General features: G+C 42.3%; 19 protein-coding genes. 10 read left to right on the forward strand and 9 right to left on the reverse strand.

Annotated features, from left to right (window positions below):
• Positions 1-246 precede the first annotated feature (246 nt).
• The 5 genes from cydC to ACVPON_RS05850 all read right to left on the reverse strand — a co-directional run bounded on the left by cydC (position 247) and on the right by ACVPON_RS05850 (position 7,351).
• Complete coding sequence (cydC, locus tag ACVPON_RS05830; protein WP_462877088.1) at positions 247-1,995, reverse strand: thiol reductant ABC exporter subunit CydC; 1,749 nt, start codon at positions 1,993-1,995, stop codon at positions 247-249.
• A complete protein-coding gene (gene cydD / locus ACVPON_RS05835) occupies positions 1,988-3,706 on the reverse strand; it encodes a thiol reductant ABC exporter subunit CydD (RefSeq protein ID WP_462877090.1) in 1,719 nt (572 codons plus the stop codon). Before cydD ends, cydC begins: the two co-directional genes overlap by 8 nt.
• Complete coding sequence (gene cydB / locus ACVPON_RS05840) at positions 3,696-4,724, reverse strand: cytochrome d ubiquinol oxidase subunit II (RefSeq protein ID WP_462877092.1); 1,029 nt, start codon at positions 4,722-4,724, stop codon at positions 3,696-3,698. The genes cydD and cydB overlap by 11 nt, the downstream gene beginning before the upstream one ends.
• Positions 4,725-6,152 (reverse strand): cytochrome ubiquinol oxidase subunit I, encoded by a 1,428-nt coding sequence (locus tag ACVPON_RS05845; protein WP_462877094.1) that lies wholly within the window; start codon positions 6,150-6,152, stop codon positions 4,725-4,727.
• 293 nt (positions 6,153-6,445) lie between these two features.
• Positions 6,446-7,351 (reverse strand): 1,4-dihydroxy-2-naphthoate polyprenyltransferase, encoded by a 906-nt coding sequence (locus tag ACVPON_RS05850; RefSeq protein ID WP_462877096.1) that lies wholly within the window; start codon positions 7,349-7,351, stop codon positions 6,446-6,448.
• A 444-nt stretch (positions 7,352-7,795) separates the two neighbouring features.
• Here ACVPON_RS05850 and ACVPON_RS05855 point away from each other — a divergent pair, with 444 nt between their 5' ends.
• Genes ACVPON_RS05855 through ACVPON_RS05865 form a run of 3 tightly spaced genes read left to right on the forward strand, consistent with a single transcriptional unit; the run spans position 7,796 to position 10,249 of the window.
• A complete protein-coding gene (locus ACVPON_RS05855; protein WP_462877098.1) occupies positions 7,796-9,049 on the forward strand; it encodes a DUF2130 domain-containing protein in 1,254 nt (417 codons plus the stop codon).
• Positions 9,049-9,483: an N-acetyltransferase family protein gene (locus ACVPON_RS05860; protein ID WP_462877100.1), complete on the forward strand. Its 435-nt coding sequence runs from the start codon at positions 9,049-9,051 to the stop codon at positions 9,481-9,483. Before ACVPON_RS05855 ends, ACVPON_RS05860 begins: the two co-directional genes overlap by 1 nt.
• Position 9,484: 1 nt before the next feature.
• The gene (locus ACVPON_RS05865; RefSeq protein WP_462877102.1) at positions 9,485-10,249 is read left to right on the forward strand and encodes an aminoglycoside adenylyltransferase domain-containing protein; all 765 of its coding nucleotides are present in this window, start codon (positions 9,485-9,487) and stop codon (positions 10,247-10,249) included.
• A gap of 454 nt (positions 10,250-10,703) precedes the next feature.
• On the opposite strand, the gene ACVPON_RS05870 is transcribed toward ACVPON_RS05865, so the two are convergent.
• The 4 genes from ACVPON_RS05870 to ACVPON_RS05885 form a co-directional block, all read right to left on the reverse strand.
• Positions 10,704-11,000, reverse strand: a complete 297-nt coding sequence (locus ACVPON_RS05870) for a hypothetical protein (RefSeq protein WP_462877104.1) — start codon at positions 10,998-11,000, stop codon at positions 10,704-10,706.
• 76 nt (positions 11,001-11,076) lie between these two features.
• The gene (locus ACVPON_RS05875) at positions 11,077-11,544 is read right to left on the reverse strand and encodes a hypothetical protein (RefSeq protein ID WP_462877105.1); all 468 of its coding nucleotides are present in this window, start codon (positions 11,542-11,544) and stop codon (positions 11,077-11,079) included.
• A gap of 78 nt (positions 11,545-11,622) precedes the next feature.
• The gene (locus ACVPON_RS05880) at positions 11,623-12,747 is read right to left on the reverse strand and encodes a hypothetical protein (protein ID WP_462877107.1); all 1,125 of its coding nucleotides are present in this window, start codon (positions 12,745-12,747) and stop codon (positions 11,623-11,625) included.
• A gap of 112 nt (positions 12,748-12,859) precedes the next feature.
• Positions 12,860-13,372, reverse strand: a complete 513-nt coding sequence (locus ACVPON_RS05885; RefSeq protein ID WP_462877108.1) for a hypothetical protein — start codon at positions 13,370-13,372, stop codon at positions 12,860-12,862.
• A gap of 354 nt (positions 13,373-13,726) precedes the next feature.
• On the opposite strand from ACVPON_RS05885, the gene truB reads away from it, so the two are divergent.
• The 7 genes from truB to ACVPON_RS05920 all read left to right on the forward strand — a co-directional run bounded on the left by truB (position 13,727) and on the right by ACVPON_RS05920 (position 19,126).
• Positions 13,727-14,608 carry a tRNA pseudouridine(55) synthase TruB gene (gene truB, locus ACVPON_RS05890; protein WP_462877110.1) on the forward strand — a complete coding sequence of 294 codons (882 nt, stop codon included), beginning with the start codon at positions 13,727-13,729 and terminating at the stop codon, positions 14,606-14,608.
• A gap of 35 nt (positions 14,609-14,643) precedes the next feature.
• The gene (locus ACVPON_RS05895; RefSeq protein ID WP_462877133.1) at positions 14,644-15,567 is read left to right on the forward strand and encodes a bifunctional riboflavin kinase/FAD synthetase; all 924 of its coding nucleotides are present in this window, start codon (positions 14,644-14,646) and stop codon (positions 15,565-15,567) included.
• Complete coding sequence (locus ACVPON_RS05900; protein WP_462877111.1) at positions 15,560-16,303, forward strand: potassium channel family protein; 744 nt, start codon at positions 15,560-15,562, stop codon at positions 16,301-16,303. The genes ACVPON_RS05895 and ACVPON_RS05900 overlap by 8 nt, the downstream gene beginning before the upstream one ends.
• A 76-nt stretch (positions 16,304-16,379) precedes the next feature.
• The gene (locus ACVPON_RS05905; RefSeq protein WP_462877113.1) at positions 16,380-16,787 is read left to right on the forward strand and encodes a Spx/MgsR family RNA polymerase-binding regulatory protein; all 408 of its coding nucleotides are present in this window, start codon (positions 16,380-16,382) and stop codon (positions 16,785-16,787) included.
• Between the two features lie 2 nt (positions 16,788-16,789).
• Positions 16,790-17,068 (forward strand): UPF0223 family protein, encoded by a 279-nt coding sequence (locus ACVPON_RS05910; RefSeq protein WP_462877115.1) that lies wholly within the window; start codon positions 16,790-16,792, stop codon positions 17,066-17,068.
• A complete protein-coding gene (locus tag ACVPON_RS05915; RefSeq protein ID WP_462877117.1) occupies positions 17,058-17,816 on the forward strand; it encodes an inositol monophosphatase family protein in 759 nt (252 codons plus the stop codon). Before ACVPON_RS05910 ends, ACVPON_RS05915 begins: the two co-directional genes overlap by 11 nt.
• Positions 17,816-19,126 carry an RsmF rRNA methyltransferase first C-terminal domain-containing protein gene (locus ACVPON_RS05920; protein ID WP_462877119.1) on the forward strand — a complete coding sequence of 437 codons (1,311 nt, stop codon included), beginning with the start codon at positions 17,816-17,818 and terminating at the stop codon, positions 19,124-19,126. The genes ACVPON_RS05915 and ACVPON_RS05920 overlap by 1 nt, the downstream gene beginning before the upstream one ends.
• Positions 19,127-19,762: the final 636 nt, after the last annotated feature.

Consider the following 19,762-nt stretch of genomic DNA (forward strand, 5'->3'; position numbering starts at 1 on the left):
GAAGGTAGAACGAGCGTTCACCAAAGCTCGTTGCCTAGTACTAAAAGTAAACGAAACAACTATACCAAAAGGAAACGAAACAACTATAAAAGAGACGCTAATACTCAAAGAAACTCAAAAAGTAAACTAGCCCAGGTAGGAAATAGTGCTTGAAAAAGCAGGGAACCATCGTAGCGTAGCCAAGGCGATGCTGATACAGTTTGAAGAAATTTTCAAAGACTATCAATCTGTTTCTATGGGGTGATTCTAGCTTTCACCATCATCAACAGCTTTGAGGTGGCGAAAGCGGGGACTCGTTTTGGCTAGGAAAGCAGGGCTACCGACCATTTCGAGCTTGCCATTTTCAAGGAAGATGATCCGATCTGCGTACTCAATTCCTTTCAAATGGTGGGTGATCCAGATAACTGTTTTCTCTTCTAATTCTTCCATAAAAGTGGTTAAAACTTGCTTTTCGGTAAGTGGATCTAGTCCAACGGTTGGTTCATCTAGAATGACGACAGGTGTTTCTTTTAGCAGAATGCGGGCAAGGGCAATCCGATGTCGTTCTCCTCCTGAAAAACGCAAGCCGGCTTCATCTACCATTGTATCTAATCCTTGCGGTAGTGTTTCCACCATTTTCCGTAAACCAACACGTTCAAGAACCTGCCAGACTTGCTCGAGGCTGGCTTTTTCATTTCCTAGGCGGATATTATTGAGTAGGCTAGTGCGAAATAGGTAGGGCTCCTGTTGGATGACTCCAATATAGGAGGAAATGGTGTCACCCAGTGCTGTTGCTGATACACCTCCAAAGAGAAGTGTTCCTGAGCTAGGTTCTAAATCTCCCCGTAACAGGCTCGCAAGGGTACTTTTTCCCGAACCACTCCGACCGAGAATCGCCAGTTTTTGTCCTTGAGGAATGGTTAAATCTAGCTGATCTAGCACCAGCCTTTTGTCATTTGGATAGTGGAAACGTAGTTTTTCAATATGAAAATCATAAGGGGCTTGTGGCTGTATGTCTGGTTTTAGGTTCGCCCTTAGAACAGGAAGAGCATTGAGCCGTCCGATCGAATCGGCATAGCTATCGGCTTCTTGACTGGCTGTTGAAAGCCCTGCAAAGGCATCGATCAAAGGCAGGAGCGAAAGGACAAAAGCAGCAACCCAGTTAGCATTCCCACCATGATTTCCAGTAAAACGGAGACTAGCCCAGATAAAGGTCAGGAGAATCAAAAATCCATATGCTGCTTCAAAGAGAAGAGTCCGTTTATTTTGGAAGGCTTTCATTTTAGCTTGGACAGCTGTGAGCTGGTCTTGGGAACTTTCGTGGAGGGCGACATATTCTTGCCCTCTTTGGCTGAAAATCCAATCAGAAATCCCTAGGATATTGTCTGTCAATTCTGTATAGAGACTATTTTTCAAAGCCTTTTCTTTTTGTTGTCTCGCACCATTAATCAGAACAGAAAACAGAGGAAAGACAAGAATGAGAAGGGCTAAGTAGAGCAGCATGAAGCCTGCAAACCACCAGGAAAAGAAACCAAGAGCGATCACGATAAAGAGATAGAGAAGCCAGGCAATGACTGTTGGGAAAATAGTCCGTAAATAAAGATTTTGCAGGTGGTTAATGTCTTCAGCTAATAGTCCGATAAGGTCTCCCAAGCGAAAATCACGCTTGATAAAAATCGCATCTTGCTCTAAGGTTTGATAGAGTTTGAGACGGAGTTTAGAGGTCATTTTGAGGACCCAGTTGTGGCTGCTTAGTCGTTCCAAATAGCGAAAGACCGGCCGGGCAATTCCAAAGGTTCGTGTGAGAACGATAGGAATATAGACCAGGAGAATGTTAGTCGGAAGTGAGGCCGATTTGCTGATAAGAAAACCTGAAATAAACATGAGGGCCCCTGCACTAAAGAAGGTCAAAAATCCCAGAAAGAGGGCGAGACCTAGTGCCAACTTATATTGTTTAAAAAAAGGTTTGACCCAGTGGTCTTCTTTCATGACACGAAATAAAGGAATCTTAGTCATGGCTTCCTCCCATTGCAGTTTTTAGGTGATAGAGTTTCCCCTTTTTAGCTAATAGCTCCTCATAGCTTCCCATCTCAACGATTTGTCCCTGTTCAAGGACTAGGATATAGTCCATCTGGTGGAGCCAGTGGAGGCGATGGGTAGCAAGAAGAACCAAGCGATTCTCCATCAGCGGTAGCATTTTTTCCTTGAGCTCTAATTCGGTCTCGATATCAAGATGAGCAGTAGGCTCATCCAGTAAGAGAATGCGCCGCTCTTGATCGAGAAAGGCTCGGGCAAGGGCGATCCGTTGTGCCTGCCCTCCACTTAGAGGACGCGCTCCATTTCCAATGAGAGTATCGAGCCCCTCTGGTAAACGAGCCACCAAATCCTCTAAGCCAACCATTGAGATAGCTTCTTTTACTTTTTCCTCGCTTGCAGAAGGTGTGTAGAATGTGATATTGTCACGCAGGCTCATTTCAAAGATATAGGGATGTTGGGGGATGTAGAGCAGTTGCCTGCGCCAATCTTCTTGATCAAGGTTGGCTATTTGACATCCCTCAATCAGGATCTTCCCTTTTTTAGGTCCTAAAAAGCCACTCAAAAGATTGATCAAGGTGGATTTCCCAGAGCCGCTCATTCCGATGATCCCCACTTTTTGATAGCCTGAAAGAGTAAGTGATGTTTGTTCAAAAAGTTTTTTCTCTTCATAGGCAATGGAGATATTCTCCAAATCCAAACAGCTATCTTGATTCCAAGGGGCGATGCTCACCTGTTCTTTACGGATACTAGGGGTATTTAAGATTTGCTGAATGCTTTGCATAGCATTTTTGCCGTCTAAGGTTGCATGATAGTCACTTGAAAAGTCGCGTACCGGTAGGAAATATTCTGGTGCCAGGATAAGAATTGTTAGGGCAGGAAAGAGGGACATCTCCCCCTTAATCAAACGAAGTCCAAGGAGGACAGCAACTATCGCAATGGATAGTGTGGTAAAGAAGTCTAGCGCAAAGGTAGATAAAATCCCAATTCGTAAAGCGCTCATAGTAGCCTTTCGGAAATGTTCACTGGTTTGGTAAATATTTTTGGAATAGGACTTGCTACGGCCAAAAAACTTTAAGGTATCGAGACCTCGGAGTGTGTCTAAAAAGTGATTGGATAATAATTGATACTGACTATATTGGCGATCTGCTCGGGCTTGCGCAGCATACCCCAAGATAATCATGAACAGAATAATAATTGGAAAGACAAGGAGGAGAACAAAACCGGATTCCCAGTCTAGATAAAAGAGATAGACTAAGATAATCCAAGGAATAATGCTTAGATTCATCATTTTATTTAAGATGAGGTGTAGATAATTCTCCACCAGAGAAATTCCGTCTAATGCCATGGTAATGACATTACCAGAGCCTTCTTTTTGAACGATGTGGGGGCCTAATTCAAATACTTTTCGGAGCAATTGCCCACGAAGTTGGCTTGCCTGCTGGCTTGAGAATCGATCCAAGCGTTCATTTTTGAGATAATTCATGGCGTGGCGCCCAAGATAGCAGATGAAAAAGCAAAGGGCAGGTAGAAGCTGGCTCTTTAACGTGTTGCCTTCCCAGACACCTGTAATAGCCTGACTGAGCCCTGTAGCCTGTCCGATAATAAAGATTGCTTGAAGGATATCCAATCCTGCAAGCAATCCTAGTAGTTTATGAACACCTGCCAAGCGCATCACAGCTTTATCCAGCATGGTGTTCCTCCGTTCTAATGACTGGTAACGTGATTCGTTTTCTAAAGATATAGTAGGTCCAAGCTGTATAAGCTAGAACGAAGGGAACCAAGGTCAGGGCGACGATAGACATGATGCTAAGGGTATATGGGGATGATGAAGCTGACGCAATCAGTAGGTTGTATTGGGAGCTGATGGAGCTAATCATTACCCGTGGGAAAAGCCCTTGGAATAAGAGAGTAACGACAGCTACTAGGGAGAAGCCACTCGCAAGAAAGGCTACCATTTCAAGCTCTTTGATAACAGATAGATGGGCGACTAAGGTGAGTACCACAATGGCGACAACCAAGGCAAGGGTCGATACAAAGTGCAGTTCAAAAAAGTCTGTTTTGAAAAAGAGGAGGGTCGCAAAGGCTAGTAAGCCCAGATAGAGGACAAGATAAAGTTTTTTGGCGTACTGACGGGCACGCATGCGAACGGGACCATCTGTCTTTAGGCTGATATAATTCAAACCATGGAGATAGGTCAAGAGAACCATAGCTACCCCGCCAACCAGTGAAAAGAGGTTGAAGTAGTCGCTAAAGTGAGCAGACATATTGCCATTTTTATCGAGAGGCATTCCTTGAACCAAGCTGATAAACATGATACCGAAAAAGAAAGGGACGAGGAAGGAGCCGATAGATAATGCCCAATTCCAAGCTTGTTTTTCTTTTTTAGGGACTTTATGGCGAAATTCAAAGGAAACACCTCGGATAATCAAGCCGACCAATATCATCAACAAGACGAGGTAATAGCCACTAAATAAAGAAGCGTACCAGTAAGGGAAAGAGGCAAACATGGCACCTCCTGCAGTCAATAACCAGACCTCATTACCGTCCCAAACAGGACCAATGGTTTCCACAATCTGGTCTTTTTCCAACTCATTTTTTGCAAGTGACTGCACCGCCATTCCTACTCCGAAATCAAACCCTTCAAGGAAGAAGAAGCCAGAAAAGAGTAGGCCGATGAGAAAGAACCATAATAATTGTAAGTTACTCATTTAGAATGCCTCCTTGTTAAATGTGTCAACAGAAGAATAGCCACCGAGATGAAGTCCCTCTTGTCGAGAATCAGGCCCGTGTTGTAATTCACGAATGACCAGTTTAATCATCGTGATTGCTAGGGCACTAAATAAGAGGAAGTAAATCAGATTTGAAATCGTCAAGGATGCAACAGATACATTTGGTGAGACGCTTTGCTCAATGGTAAAGAGACCGTAGACTGTCCAAGGATAACGCCCTTGTTCGGCTACAATCCAACCGAAGGTATTGGCTAAAAATGGAGCAAACGTTGTCAGAGCGACAAGCCAGAGCATCCATTTCTTTTCATAGAGGACTGGATGTTTCTTGCGAGTCCAAAATAGTCCTAAGACAGAGACAAGGAGCATCAAAACTCCAAAACCAGCCATGATCCGAAAACCATAAAAGAGCAGGTTGACCATAGGGAAGTAGTCACGCTCCCCATATTGGGCAATCAGTTCTTCATTAGCTGTATCCATTCCCTTGACAGCACCTGACATCTTATGATAGGACAAGATACTGAGCATATAAGGAATTTTGATCCCGAAGACTTGTTTGTGCTTGGCTTCATCAGCCCAAGCAAGCACTGTCCAAGCAGCAGGGTCGCCAGAATCTTCATAGTCCCCCTCCATAGCTGCAAATTTCATGGGCTGATCTTCAATGAGAGCTTGCATCTGAGCATCTCCTGCTCCAAGAACAGAGATAGAGCCGATTAGCGAGATGATGAGACCGATGCGGACTGATTTTTTATAGAGAGCCTGGGTCGTTTCGGTTAGCTTTTCTTTTTTCAAGAGACGGAAAGCAGATAGACCTGCAACTAGGATACCCCCCATAGTAATCGCCCCAGTGACTACGTGGCTGTACTCATAGATGAATTGCGGATTGCTAATCAAGGCACCAAAATCTGTCATCTGGGCACGGCCATTCACGATTTCATAGCCAACTGGGTGCTGCATGAAGCTATTTGCAATCAGAATCCACATGGCAGACATGAAAGAGCCAAGTACGACCAACCAAATGAAGGCAGCGTGGAGTTTTTTGTTAATTTTTTTATTTTCCCAAGTGAACATCCAAAGACCCAAGAAAGTGGATTCCATAAAGAAAGCGAAGAGGGCTTCAACTGCTAGAGGGGCTCCGAAAATATCTCCGACAAAGCGGGAGTAATCAGACCAGTTCATTCCAAATTGAAATTCTTGAATAATTCCTGTTACCACGCCGACTGCAAAACTAAGTAGCATGATATTCCCCCAGAATTTTGTTAATTTTTTATATTCTTCTTTCTTGGTGACAACATAGCAGGTTTCCATAATGGCTACGACTAAAGCTGTCCCCATACTAAATGGTACGAAGAAGAAGTGAAAGATAGTCGTCATTGCAAATTGCAGACGAGCCAGCGTTTCGATCGTCATAATATCCTCCGATTGAGGAGCCGAACGGTCGGCTCAGCCCCTTTCCTAAAATTTCTTTTTTATATATAATATAATAACATATTTACTCAATGAATGTTCCCAATCAAGTCAATTATGAGCAGTATTTTTTAATTCCCCTTGGTCGGGAAATACTCAAAGTCTTTTTCTTGACAGAAAAGGTTTCATGAGAAGTGGGATAAGAAGTCTGTATCTTGGTGCTCGCTTTCTCCTTACTTGTGATGGATAGATAAGGAGAGCCTTATGTTTAGAGTAGGCATGGATAAACCAAGGAACTATCTATTCAAAAGAATACCAAGGGCATAGGTGAGAACGTGAGTGGTTGAGCCTAAGGCTAAAATCTTGATGGCACATGGAAAGGTGTCTGACTTGACTTGCTTCTGATATAGAAGTTTGGTCTGCTTTAGGATAAAGGGAGTTAAGAGGAGACTAAGGAGACAGGTTATTGGAGCAATGCCGAGCAAAACTTGGCTGACAATAGCAAGTAGCGCCCCTCCATTTGCAGTAGCAAACAGATAAAGTCCAGCCCTTATTCCGATGTAGTGAACAAGAGTATAGCGATGATTTTGTTCATCTTCTTCCTTATCGCAGAGGTTATTGGCTAGCATGAGATTGGCAATCCAAAGAGTATTGGGAAGGGCGATGAGAAAAATATGGGCGAGTGTTGTCAGCTGCCAGTCAAAATCAGGAGCTGTATTGAGGTAAACGCAGATCAAGCTAATCATAAATCCCATGGTAAATCCTGAACAAACTTCGCCTAAAGGGAGACTAGATAAGGGTCTTGGCCCGGAGGAATAAAAGATTCCAATAGCGTAGCAAAATCCTCCCATGATGAACAAGGGAAAGCCAACAAACCAAGATAAGGTCAGTCCGATAATGAGAGAGAGCGTAAAAAGCCCCCACATTAGTCCCTTAACTGAAGGCAGGGATAGGTTTTCCCGTCCGATGATATTTGTTTTTTGCTGATAGTCTAAATCCAAGGCATGTCGGTAATCGTTGTAGTTGTCCCAGACATCGACAAACATATTGAAGAAGAGCATGGCTATAAAGAAAAAAATAACATAGGCGGGTCTGATTAGTCCATAGGCATAGTAGCTAAAACAGATCCCAATGAAGAAGGGCAGTATACTAGCTGTTTTGGCTTTTATTTCCACTAATTCCAAAAAAACGGATAAGGGCATTCTTTCTACCTTTCTATCGTATTTCTTAACCCTTCTATTGTATAGGAAAAGACTAAAATTTGGAAATAATTGAAACTGAAAAAGGGCAAAATCAGAAAAGTGTCTAAAAACGGGTGTTTGTCAAGAAGAGAGGCTAACCATTTATTTTAATATATGATGAGAGAAAGAACAGCATTTTTGAGTGTTTTTTGCTATACTAGAGATAGTATGATGTACGAATATCGTTTTTATAACTATTCTTATACTCAATAAACATCAAAAGTAGACTAGCTTTCACAATTAAGAATTGTGAAAGGTTGGAAATGAGAGTAGCACCGCTCATTTCCTTATAATCGAAGCCCAAGGTAGAAGGAGCCTTCACCAAGGAAAGTTGACCAAGTATCCTTTTGATTTTTAAAGAGTATTAGGTATAAACGACAGAACTAGAAGAAGTAAGGAGAAAATATGCAAGCCCTAACATGTCCCCACTGTGGGATTGCCTTTCAGGTCAATGAAACAGAGTACAGCCAACTCTTGGCTCAAGTTCGTGGAGCAGAATTTGAAAAAGAAGTGCATGAGCGCTTGGCACGTGAGACGGAACTCGTTGCGGAAAAGGCAAAAAATGAGTTGCAAAGACAGCTAGCCAAGCGAGATACAGAAATAGCCGAATTGACTGCTAAGCTAGAACAATCAGAAAAGCAGACGGAATTGGAAATTCGCTCTGCCTTGTCCCAAAAGGAGCAAGAAGTCGTTACGCTCGAAGCGCAAATGGAGAGAATACGTTTAGAGAAAGAGCATGAATTCCAATTGGCGCTCTCTTCCATGGAAAAAGAATATGAGGCGGTCAAAACAGAGTTGCTGTTGCAGAAACAAAAGCAGGAGTTAGCCCTTGCAACGACTAAGCAGGAGTTTGAATTGCAATTAAAGGCTGCCAATGAACAGGTTGAATTTTACAAGAATTTCAAAGCCCAACAGTCGACCAAGGCTATTGGGGAGAGCTTAGAATTGTATGCAGAGGCAGAATTTAACAAGGTTCGCCCCCTAGCCTTTCCCAATGCCTATTTTGAAAAGGATAATCAGGTTTCTAGTCGTGGTTCAAAAGGAGACTATATTTACCGTGAGGTAGATGAAAATAACATAGAGATTCTCTCCATTATGTTTGAGATGAAAAACGAAGCAGACGATACGGTGAAAAAGCATAAGAACGAGGACTTTTTCAAGGAATTGGACAAAGACCGCAGGGAGAAGGGCTGCGAATATGCAGTTCTAGTCACCATGCTAGAAGCGGATAATGACTATTATAATACAGGGATTGTAGATGTTAGCCATAAATATGAAAAAATGTACGTAGTCCGTCCTCAATTCTTTATTCAATTGATTGGGATTTTGCGCAACGCAGCGATGAATGCTCTCAAATACAAGCAGGAATTGGCATTGGTGAAAGAGCAGAATATTGATATTACCCACTTTGAAGAGGATTTGGAAACCTTTAAAAATGCCTTTGCCAAGAACTATCAGTCTGCTAGTACGAATTTCCAAAAGGCTATTGATGAGATTGATAAGGCGATCAAACGTATGGAGGCGGTCAAGGCGGCCCTTACGACCAGTGAAAATCAGTTGCGTCTAGCCAATAATAAATTGGAAGATGTCTCTGTCAAAAAGTTAACTCGGAAAAATCCAACCATGAAAGCCAAATTTGAAGCTTTGAAGGAGAAATGATGATTCGAACCTATCAGGAAGAAGATAGTCTAGCTTGTCAGCGCTTATTGTCAGAATTAGGCTATCCTAGTCCGCTTGTGAATGTAAAAGAACGCTTCCGTCAATTGCTGGCTCAAAAAGAGTATAACTTACTTGTCTTTGAGCAGGACGGGCAGGTACTTGGTTTGATCGGCTATGCCCAGATGTATTTCTTTGAAAGAGAGGGGAGCTACCTGCGAATCCTTATTTTAGTAGTAGATAGCCATCATCGTCAAAAAGGGATTGGAACAGCCCTACTAGATAAGGTGAGGGAGCTTGGAAGAAAAGCAGGCTGTCAGGTACTGGCCCTAAATAGTGGTATGGGAGACGACCGCCAGCTTGCTCATCGTTTCTACGAGCACTATGGTTTTGAGAAAAAATCAATCGGTTTTGCTTATCAACTCAAGGAGAGATAAAGTGGAAAAGAGAGTTCTTGATACGTTAGGGAGAATAAAGCAGGAGTTGGTCTCCTTGTTAGCCCCTAATCTGGTTGGTATTTATCTGCATGGTTCCTTGGCTTATGGTTGCTTTTCTTGGGAACAAAGTGACCTTGATTTTTTGGTGGTCGTCAAGGAAGCCTTGCAGCAGGCAGAAAAAGAAAGGGTGATTCAGTCTCTGATTGAGATGGAAGAAGTTGGTCCTAGAAAGGGACTTGAGATGAGTGTCGTCTGTATGGAAGATCTCAAACCTCCCCGCTTTCCTATGCCTTTTCATCTACATTATTCTCATCAACATCGACTAGCAGCGCAAGAAAATGTTTCCTTGTATTGTGCAAACATGCAGGGAGTTGATTTAGATTTGATAGCCCATATCATGGTCATTTGCCAAAAGGGAATCGTTCTATATGGAGAGGAGCTTGAAAAAATTTTTCAAGCCCCAAGCCGAAAGGAGTACCTTGAGAGTGTGTGGTACGATCTTGAAAATAGCGTAAGCATGGTGTCAGATGACCCCGCATCCACCATTTTGAATCTCTGTCGAACCTTGGCATATGTGAAAGAAGAGAGGTTTTTATCTAAGAAAGAGGGTGGAGAGTGGGTGCTTGAACATTGTTTGTCGCATGAGAAAGCCATCTTGGAACGTGTTCTCAAAGCCTACCAAACCGGATCTAGTCTCGTTCTGACCTCCTCTATGCTTCAGTTTGTAGAGAACCATCTAGATGAACTATCTGGATACCTGAGCTAAAATACTCAGGTTGGAATATTTTAGCTAACTTAGGGCAGGGCGGTCTTAGAACCTGCCTTTATGAGCTCACGTTCTATCCTTGATTGCGTTTCCTTGTCTATTTTTGATTTTCTTTGAGTAGGAGATGTTAATGTAATACTCAATAAAAATCAAAAGTAGACTAGAAAACGAAGCCGAAGGTAGAACTAGTGTTCACCAAGGCAAGTTAACGAAGTATCCTTTTGATTTTTTAAGAGTATAAACTCTACAAAATAGAGCTGGGCTTGCCCAGCTTCTTCTTTTCCTATATTTTATTTCCTCAAGAGCTTGTACAACCATAATAGATTGAAGAGACCAGGCTTATCCTGTGCTTCAATAATAGGTCTAATGGTTTCGTACATCTCGTTCTTTAATTGTTCTTCATTTAATTGATGTAAATCTAACTCTTCATAGTTGGTATTGTTGATTCCATAAATTAAATTGAGATCTCTATCAAAATGATAGCCGTTCTTTTTTTATCTAAGTATCGATAGTCAGCAACATTTCCTGAAACAGAGGGAAAATAGCTTCCAGAAGAATCTTGTTGATTTTCAATAAAATTTTGTCCATCAAAATCAAAGCGCATATTTGGAATATTCTTATAATGTAGACTTCTCAGATTGGTGATAGTTACTTTAATGACATTATCCCTTCTTTCTTTCTCTGAGGTTGCTAGTTGTTCTTCATAATAGATAGAATAGGTGTTTAGATTTTCCATTGCCATGATGAACATGAGAATGCTCCCAAATAGGAGGAAGAGGAATTTTCTGAAAATCTTTCCTTTCTTTTTGGTAGGTATCTGCATAGTTTTATTTCCTCACTAACTTGTACAACCATAATAGATTGAAGAAAGCAGGCTTATCCTGTGCGTCAATGATGGGCTTCAATGTATCATACATCTCATCCTTCAATTGTTCTTCATCTAGTTGAGTTAAATCTAGTACTTTATGTTCAGTACTACTAAGTTTAATTGCATAAGTTAGATGGAGGTTTTCATCAAAGTGATAGCTATTACCTTTTTTATCTCGATATGAATATCCGCCAGCATTATTTGAAACAGAGGGAAAATAGCTTCCAGAAGAATCATTTTGATTTTCAATAAAATTTTGTCCATCAAAATCAAAGCGCATATTTGGAATATTCTTATAATGTAGACTTCTCAGATTGGTGATAGTTACTTTAATGACATTATCCCTTCTTTCTTTCTCTGAGGTTGCTAGTTGTTCTTCATAATAGATAGAATAGGTGTTTAGATTTTCCATTGCCATGATGAACATGAGAATGCTCCCAAATAGGAAGAAGAGGAATTTTCTGAAAATCTTTCGTTTCTTTTTGGTCGGTGTAGTCATGGATATTTATCTTCCTTTCTTTTTGGCTGGTTTGCGGATAGGTCTTCCTTGGATTGGTTTTGGTGCCTTTCGTTGAATCGGTCTTCTTACAGGTCTATTTGCTTGCCGTACAGGGCGAATGATTTTCCGCTGGATAGGAGCAGTCACCTTTCTGATAGCCCTTTTAACTGGTTGCACCACCCTTTTTTGAATGGTTTTGGTGATTGGCTTGGTCGCTCGTTTGATAGGTTGTACTACCTTTTTCTGAATAGTCTTCCTTGTTTTATTGATGCCTCTCTTAATCGGTTGAATCCCCTTTTTCCGAACAGCTTTCGCAACTGGCTTGATGGCTTGTTTGACAGGGTGTACTACTTTTTTCTGAATGACCTTTCCGATATGTTTGATGCCGGTTTTAATCGGTTGAATTACTTTTTTCTGAACAGCTTTCGCAACTGGCTTGATGGCTCGTTTTATTGGTTCGACTACCTTTTTTTGAATTGCCTTTCCAATATGTTTGATACCGTTTTTAATTGGTTGCACCACCTTTTTCTGAATGGTTGTCGCGATTGGTTTTACTACTTGTTTTGCAGATATCAATATTTTCTTAGGATTGAAGGTACGTGCTATCAGGGAGAATCGATTAGCGGGCTTGGTGGTCTTCACCTGACCTTGCTTGTTACTTGTCAAGCGAGGACTAGGCTTTTTATCTGACTTGTGGATCGGAGCTTTTTCCCCTGATTTTTGCTGCCCTTGCTTCTTAGAGAACTTTTCCCAGTAATCTTTTATCTTGCCTTTGAATTTATTCCACCCGTCCCCTAGTTCTTCCCATTTGTTCTTTAAAGGAGATAGTATGTGGAATACGGTGATGAGCCCCAAAGTCGAGAGACTGAGGAGGGCAGACGCCTTTAGCATAAGCTCAGGATTAGGGAGGCTTGGATATCTGAATCTTAATGCTACTTGATAGAGTTGGTCTCTTTTCTGATCCAAATTGGGGATACTATAATAGTGTTTGATGGCTTCGTTTAAGGGTAGATTTAGGAGAAGGGTATGGATGATAAAGGCATCCTTATCCGTCATCTCATCCTTGTCGTTCATGGTGGTTAGCGTATCGCCCAGCCAGGAATTAGCCTGAAAGAAGATATCTTCTGGCATGATACCAAGCCCTATTCCCGCATTTATCCCTAAGGTCCATTTTAAAACTTCTTTTTTAAAAGAGCTTTGACTGGCAGTGGCAAGAGGGGCAGCCAGATGGGGGAAGTCAATCTTATAAAAAAAGATTGATGGCTTGATCTTTCTCGTATTGTTCTACCTCTTTTTGATAATTCTTTTTCTGCTCTTGATAGTGGGCTAGTTCTGCTTGGTACTGTCTTTCTTTTACTTCATATTGAGCGTATTCTACGGAATCTTTTTGAAAGGCTTCTTGTTCTTTGATGTAGGCATGATAGCGAGGGACTTCTGCTTGATAGGCTTTATTCGCAGCTATATATTCTCTAGTGCTTGCTTGAATATAGTCTGTTTGAGCCTGCATCTCTTGCTCTGCTATCTCTTTAGAGGGAACTTGCTTGTATCCAACTTCTAGGACTTCAAGCCCTGCTTTTTGAGCATCTTGTATTGCCTGCTGGTGTTCTGTATTTGTAATGGTTACTGTATTTGGTGGGCTTGTTGCTTCTGGAGTGAGAGCAGGCGGTGTTTCTGCACTAACTTCAGTAGGTGTAGCTAAGATAGATAGGCTATATAAGGTTATTCCGACGGATAAGTAGTAGGTATTCTTCTTCACTTTGTCTCTCCCGATACATAAAGTAGTTGACAATGTATTATACTATACGGGAAAAAGAATATGCTAATAATATGAACTGATATGTGGATACCCCTAAAGGATACAGGTCAAGAATGGGCACGGGAAAAGTGAAGCAGGGTAGAGCGTTTACATCAGTTCCTGACAAGAGAAAAAATAGTTCTTAGTCGTTCCCAATTACATTTTGAACTTGTTGACTTACCAGACTGAATTTCAGTTCTATCTGAGGTTTTGTCTCCTAGTCAGATGCGTGTAAAAGAAGCGGGAATGGGCGTATGTGATAAGGGTTATAGGAGAATGGTTACGAAATAGTGTAAAACATGCTATAATGGTTCTATGCTTTCAGGAATTATCAATGTAAAAAAAGAAGCGGGGATGACCTCGCACGATGTGGTGTTTCAGCTGCGTAAGATTTTAGGCGAAAAGAAGATTGGTCATGGAGGAACCTTGGATCCAGATGTGGTAGGGGTCTTGCCCATTGCAGTGGGAAAAGCGACCCGCCTTATCGAGTATATGCAGGAAGAAGGAAAAATCTATGAGGGAGAAATCACTCTGGGTTATACCACGACAACTGAAGATGCCTCAGGTGAGCTAGTAGAGCGGACCTTGATTCCAAGAAACTTGACAGAAGACGAAATTGATCGAGCCATGCAGTGTTTTATTGGAACCATCACACAGATCCCTCCCATGTATTCGGCGGTCAAGGTCAATGGACGCAAGCTCTACGAATATGCACGGGCAGGTGAGCGAGTGGAGCGACCTAGGCGTCAGGTGGTGGTTTCCCAGTTTGAGCGAACCAGTCCTCTTCTTTTTGAGGGGGAGTGTGCCCGTTTTTCCTTCCGAGTGAGATGTGGCAAGGGAACCTATGTGCGGACCTTGTCGGTTGATCTAGGAGCAAGGCTCGGTTTTGCCAGCCATATGTCTAAGCTCGTGCGAACAGGATCGGCTGGTATGGTGATCCAAGATGCGCTGACAATCCAAGAGATTAAAGCCTTATTTGAAGCAGGAGACTTCTCTTTTCTACAGCCGATAGAGCATGGGATTGGTGATTTAAAAAAGGTGAGGCTCAAGAAAGAAGAGGTAGTGGAAGTAGCACACGGGCGTTTTGTTTCCCTAGCTGAAAGGGCTGACTTGCTGGCTGCTTTTGACTGTGATAGCCTTATCGCCATCTTAGAAAAAAGAGGAGCTGTCTACAAGCCTAGAAAGGTTTTTATCTAGGTCTTTTTGACACTTTGTGATACAATAATACAATGATGAAACGGATAACAATAAACGATTATACAGAAATCAAATCCCAAGGTGAAACCGTACTGGTCTTGGGGTATTTTGACGGCATTCATCTAGGTCATCAGGCACTTTTTGATAGGGCGCGTAGGATAGCCGATCAGCGCGGTCTGACGGTGACCGTCTTGACCTTTCCTGAGTCGCCAAGGCTTGCCTTTTCCCGCTTCCAACCAGACTTGCTCTGTCACTTGACTAGTAGAGAACGTCGTTACCAACTTTTTGAAGAACACGGAGTTGACCAGCTCTATTTGATTGATTTTACTAGTAAGTTCGCTGCGACCAGCCCTCAGGCATTTATCAAGCGTTATATCAAAGCCCTACAAGCCCGTGTGGTGGTGGTTGGCTTTGACTATCACTTTGGAAATAGCAGGGCAACAGTTGCTGAGTTGAAAGAGCTTTTTGACGGAGAAGTTGAAGTAGTCGGAGAAGTACAACTAAATGGTGAGAAGGTATCATCCACTCGGATTCGGCAGGCTGTTCGAGAAGGTCAAGTGAGAAAAGCCAATCAATTATTAGGCTACTGTTTTGAGACGCGGGGGATTGTCGTACATGGTGACGCGCGTGGGAGGACCATTGGTTACCCAACAGCCAACCTCGCTCCGATAGACGCAGTCCATCTGCCAGGAGACGGTGTGTATGTCGCTGATGTTGAGATTGCAGGGAAGCGCTACCGTTCAATGGCGAGTGTCGGAAAAAATATCACCTTTGATGGAACAGAATTGCGTTTAGAAGCCCATATATTTGGATTTGAACGCTACATCTATGGAGAAAGAATCACGATTTATTGGTTAGAAAAGATTCGGGAAATGATTAAATTTGATGGCATTGATGCCCTAATGACACAAATGAAAGAAGACGAGCGCCTCGCGCTCACTTGGAAGGATCATGATTAAGAAAATCATAAACGATTCACGCTATGAAATAGCAATGATTGTGATGGCTATACTCTATGTTTTGTTGATTGTGAGTGAAATGCTGGCACTTATCTCTGCTCAAAGTCTCTTTTATCGTATTTTTGATACCTTGCTTTGGTGCACCTTTGTATTTGATTATAGTAGCCATTTATATTACTCTGATAATAAAGGGAAATATATTCGTAGCAATATCCTTGATTTGCTTGCAATCTTGCCCTTCGTTCAAGTGGCAGCCTTTTTTAGGATTGGTCGGATTGCCCGTTTTGCCAGATTGTTTGGGATCCTAAAGTTCACCCGTCTGATTGCAGTTTCGAGTAAATTGTGGGATGTTGTTCGTAAATTGATGAAGACCAATGGTCTCTCTAAAATCTTGGTTCTCAATTTAGTTGCGGTTATGGTGGCGAGCGCTCTTCTCTCCTTTGTGGAGAAGCAATCCTTTTTAAATTCCCTTTGGTGGTCGATTGTAACCATGACTACGGTTGGGTACGGGGATATTGTCCCCCAGACGGCAATTGCGAAAATCATTGCCATCATCCTCATGCTGATTGGTATTTTGACCTTTGGGATGGTGACTGCTATTATCACACGCTTCTTTGTCGATAGTGAACGAGATGCCAAAATGGACGAGCTAACCCTTAAAATTGAAGAACAAAATCTTATGTTGCAACGATTAGAGGAGAAAATGGAGGCTTTAGTAGAGGAAAAGCAGGGATAAATTGGATTTTATCTTGTAAAAGGCTCCTATCTAGTGTATAATAGAGGGCAAGAGCTTCAGATAGAAAGGTATGCTTATGATTACACTATTTTTATCCCCAAGTTGTACTAGCTGTCGTAAGGCTAGGGCATGGCTGACCAATCATCAGGTACCTTTTTTAGAGCACAATATTATGACTAGCCCTTTGACGACCGAGGAATTAAAAACCATCTTAGCCTTTACTGAAAATGGTACAGATGATTTGATTTCAACGCGTTCAAAGGTCTTTCAAAAACTCAATGTTGATGTCGAAGAACTATCCATTTCAGAGTTAATCGAATTGATTGCGACCTATCCAAGCTTGCTACGCCGTCCCATTATCTTAGATAAGAAACGGATGCAAATTGGATTTAATGAGGATGAAATCCGGGCTTTTTTACCACGGAAATATCGCAAGCAAGAATTAAAAAATGCAACATTAAAAGCGGAGATAGGACAAGGATAGATATGGAAAAGAATTATTCATATCCACTTGATTTTTCGTGGAGCACAGAGGAGCTTTCCTCCGTGCTTTCTTTTTTAAATCAGGTGGAAAAGGCCTACGAGGGAGGCGTGACAGCCAATGCTCTCTTAGAAGCCTATGACGGCTTCAAAGCGGTCGTAAAGAGCAAGGGAGAAGAACGGCGGATTGATCGTGAATTTGAAGCAGTATCAGGCTATTCAACTTACCGGGCAGTGCAGCAGGCAAAAGAACAGGGAAGAGGGGTGGTTTCCCTTGGAAGATAAGTATCAGTTTGCAAAAGAGCTTGTTCTTGAGGCGGGAGACTTTCTACGACAGCACCTGCATGATGATTTGGAAATTGAAGAAAAGGGGCATTTTACAGATTTGGTGACACAGTTGGATAAGGCAGTGCAGGCTTGTCTGACAGAGCGCATTTTGGCGCGCTATCCAACGGATTGTATTTTAGGGGAAGAAAGCCCTGAGCATCTGCCACTTACTAAAGGGAAGGTCTGGGTTATTGATCCCATTGACGGAACGACCAATTTCATTGTTCAGCAGGCAGATTTTGCAGTTTTGCTAGCTTATTTTGAAGATGGAATAGGCAAGTTTGGCTGTATTTATGATGTGATGGCAGACAAGCTCTACCACGGTGGCGGGGAGTTTCCGGTCTATGAGAACCATTATCCCTTACCTCCCTTTCAAACCAAGAGCTTGAAAGAAGGCTTGGTCGGTCTCAATGCAGGGCTTTATGCCCAAAATTATGATGGTCTGGCAGATTTTGCAGACCAGACCTTGGGAACGCGCTCCATCGGTAGTGCAGGGATAAGTTTTTCGCATGTCTTGACAGGACGCTTGCTGGCTCAAGCATGTTATATTTATCCTTGGGACTATGCAGCTGCGAGCATTTTGGGTGAAAAGCTAGGCTATACCTTGATGACAACCAAAGGAGAAAAGCCTGCCTTCTACGGTCGGGAACACGTGATCCTTGCTCCGACTGAGAAAATAAGAGAAATAAAAGGGTATTTACAGTGATGTCACTACCAGAAGAATTTAAAGAGAAATATCATTCCTTGCTAGGTGCAGAAGCACCAGCCTTTTTTGAGAGCTTTCAAGATCCAGCAGTAGCAGGTTTTCGGGTCAATCCCCTAAAGGAAAGCCAGAGGTCATTTGAAGCAAAGATTGAGAATATGCCGTGGTCTTACTATGGAAAAGTCTCTGGCAAATCAGTAGCCCATGTCACAGGGCTAGTCTATTCACAGGAGCCGGCAGCGCAAATCGTAGGTCAGGTAGCAGCACCGACTGCAGGTATGAAAGTGCTAGATCTTGCAGCAGCTCCTGGAGGGAAATCAACCCATCTTCTCTCCTATTTGGATCATACTGGTCTTTTGGTCAGCAATGAGATTTCAAAGAAACGTTCGAAAATTTTAGTTGAAAATATTGAACGCTTTGGAGCCCGTAATGTTCTTGTGACCAATGAATCAGCTGAGCGTTTGGCAAAGGTGTTTGCAGGTTATTTTGATATGATTGTTCTTGATGCTCCTTGTTCAGGTGAGGGAATGTTCCGTAAGGATCCAGCAGCGATGGATTATTGGAGCAAAACCTATCCCAGTGAATGCGCTGTCTTGCAACGGGAAATTCTCATTTCTGCTATGGAGATGCTTGCTCCTAATGGACAGTTGATCTATTCAACCTGCACATGGGCGCCAGAAGAAAATGAGGCAATCGTCCACTGGCTCTTGGAGCATTATGACTTGGAGTTGTTGGATATTCCCAAAATCAATGGAATGGTAGCAGGAATTGATCTGCCACAGACAGCTCGTATGTACCCACATCGCTTTATGGGTGAGGGGCAATTTGTTGCTAAATTCCGCTATAGGGGTGAAGTGCAGGCAGCTAGGAAAGGCAAGGAAAATAGATCTAATCTCAGTCGGGATCAAGGTCGATTATGGCAGGAGTTTGCAGAAACAAGCCTCCATTTTAAAGCTGATGGGCTCTTGCAAGTGTTTGGTGATCAGCTCTATTTAGTCCCACATGGCTTACCTGATCTTTCCAATATCAGAATTGCCCGCAATGGTCTGCATTTAGGAACCTTTAAGAAGAAGCGCTTTGAGCCAAGTTTTGCTTTGGGCTTAGCCTTAAAGAGCGAAGAAGTAAAGCGACGAGTAGAGATCACCGAGGAAGCATTTTTCCAGTATGTAGCCGGACAGACTATTGCAGTCTCAAAGGATTTGCCCAATGGTTGGTATCAAGTCGTTGTTGCCGGTAATGGTCTTGGATTTGCCAAGGTCGTATCAGGAACCCTCAAAAACGCCTTTCCTAAAGGGCTCAGATTTTCAGTCTAGGCATAGACTGTTGGTGGTTACTTGTTTTATTGGCGATAGCTAGCTGGCTATTTTCTGCATTTCATTTGTGACTAGCCTAGCGATCTTCGCCGGGGTCTCACAACGAAGTTGCAAGCCACTTCTGTTTGGCCGCCTATTTTTACTTTGAGTTCTTAACGGGCTTTGTATCTTGTTGGAATTGAACTCGCCCTAAACTCTGTGCGAAAAAGACAAATTCTCCTAGAAACTAAAGTTTCTTCGTCAAATTTTCTATTTTCGCTTTGAGTTTTTCACGGGCTTTGTATCTTGGTTTAATTGAGTTCGGACTAAAAATGGTAGAAAAAAGATGAATCGGCTTGATGACAAAGGTCATCTTCTCCGATTCCCTATTTTTCTTTCCATTTTCTTGACGTCCTCACATCTTAATTGAACTCGGGCTAAAAGCTTGGAAAAAAGATAACTTCTTCTGGAAGCTCAAGCTTCTGCGAAGAACTTCCTATTTTTCATTCGCTTTTTATACGCCCTTTGTATCTTGATACGCCCTAAACTCTGTGCGAAAAAGACAAATTCTCCTAGAAACTAAAGTTTCTTCGTCAAATTTTCTATTTTCGCTTTGAGTTTTTCACGGGCTTTGTATCTTGGTTTAATTGAGTTCGG

Source organism: Streptococcus sp. 1F3 (assembly GCF_054968985.1).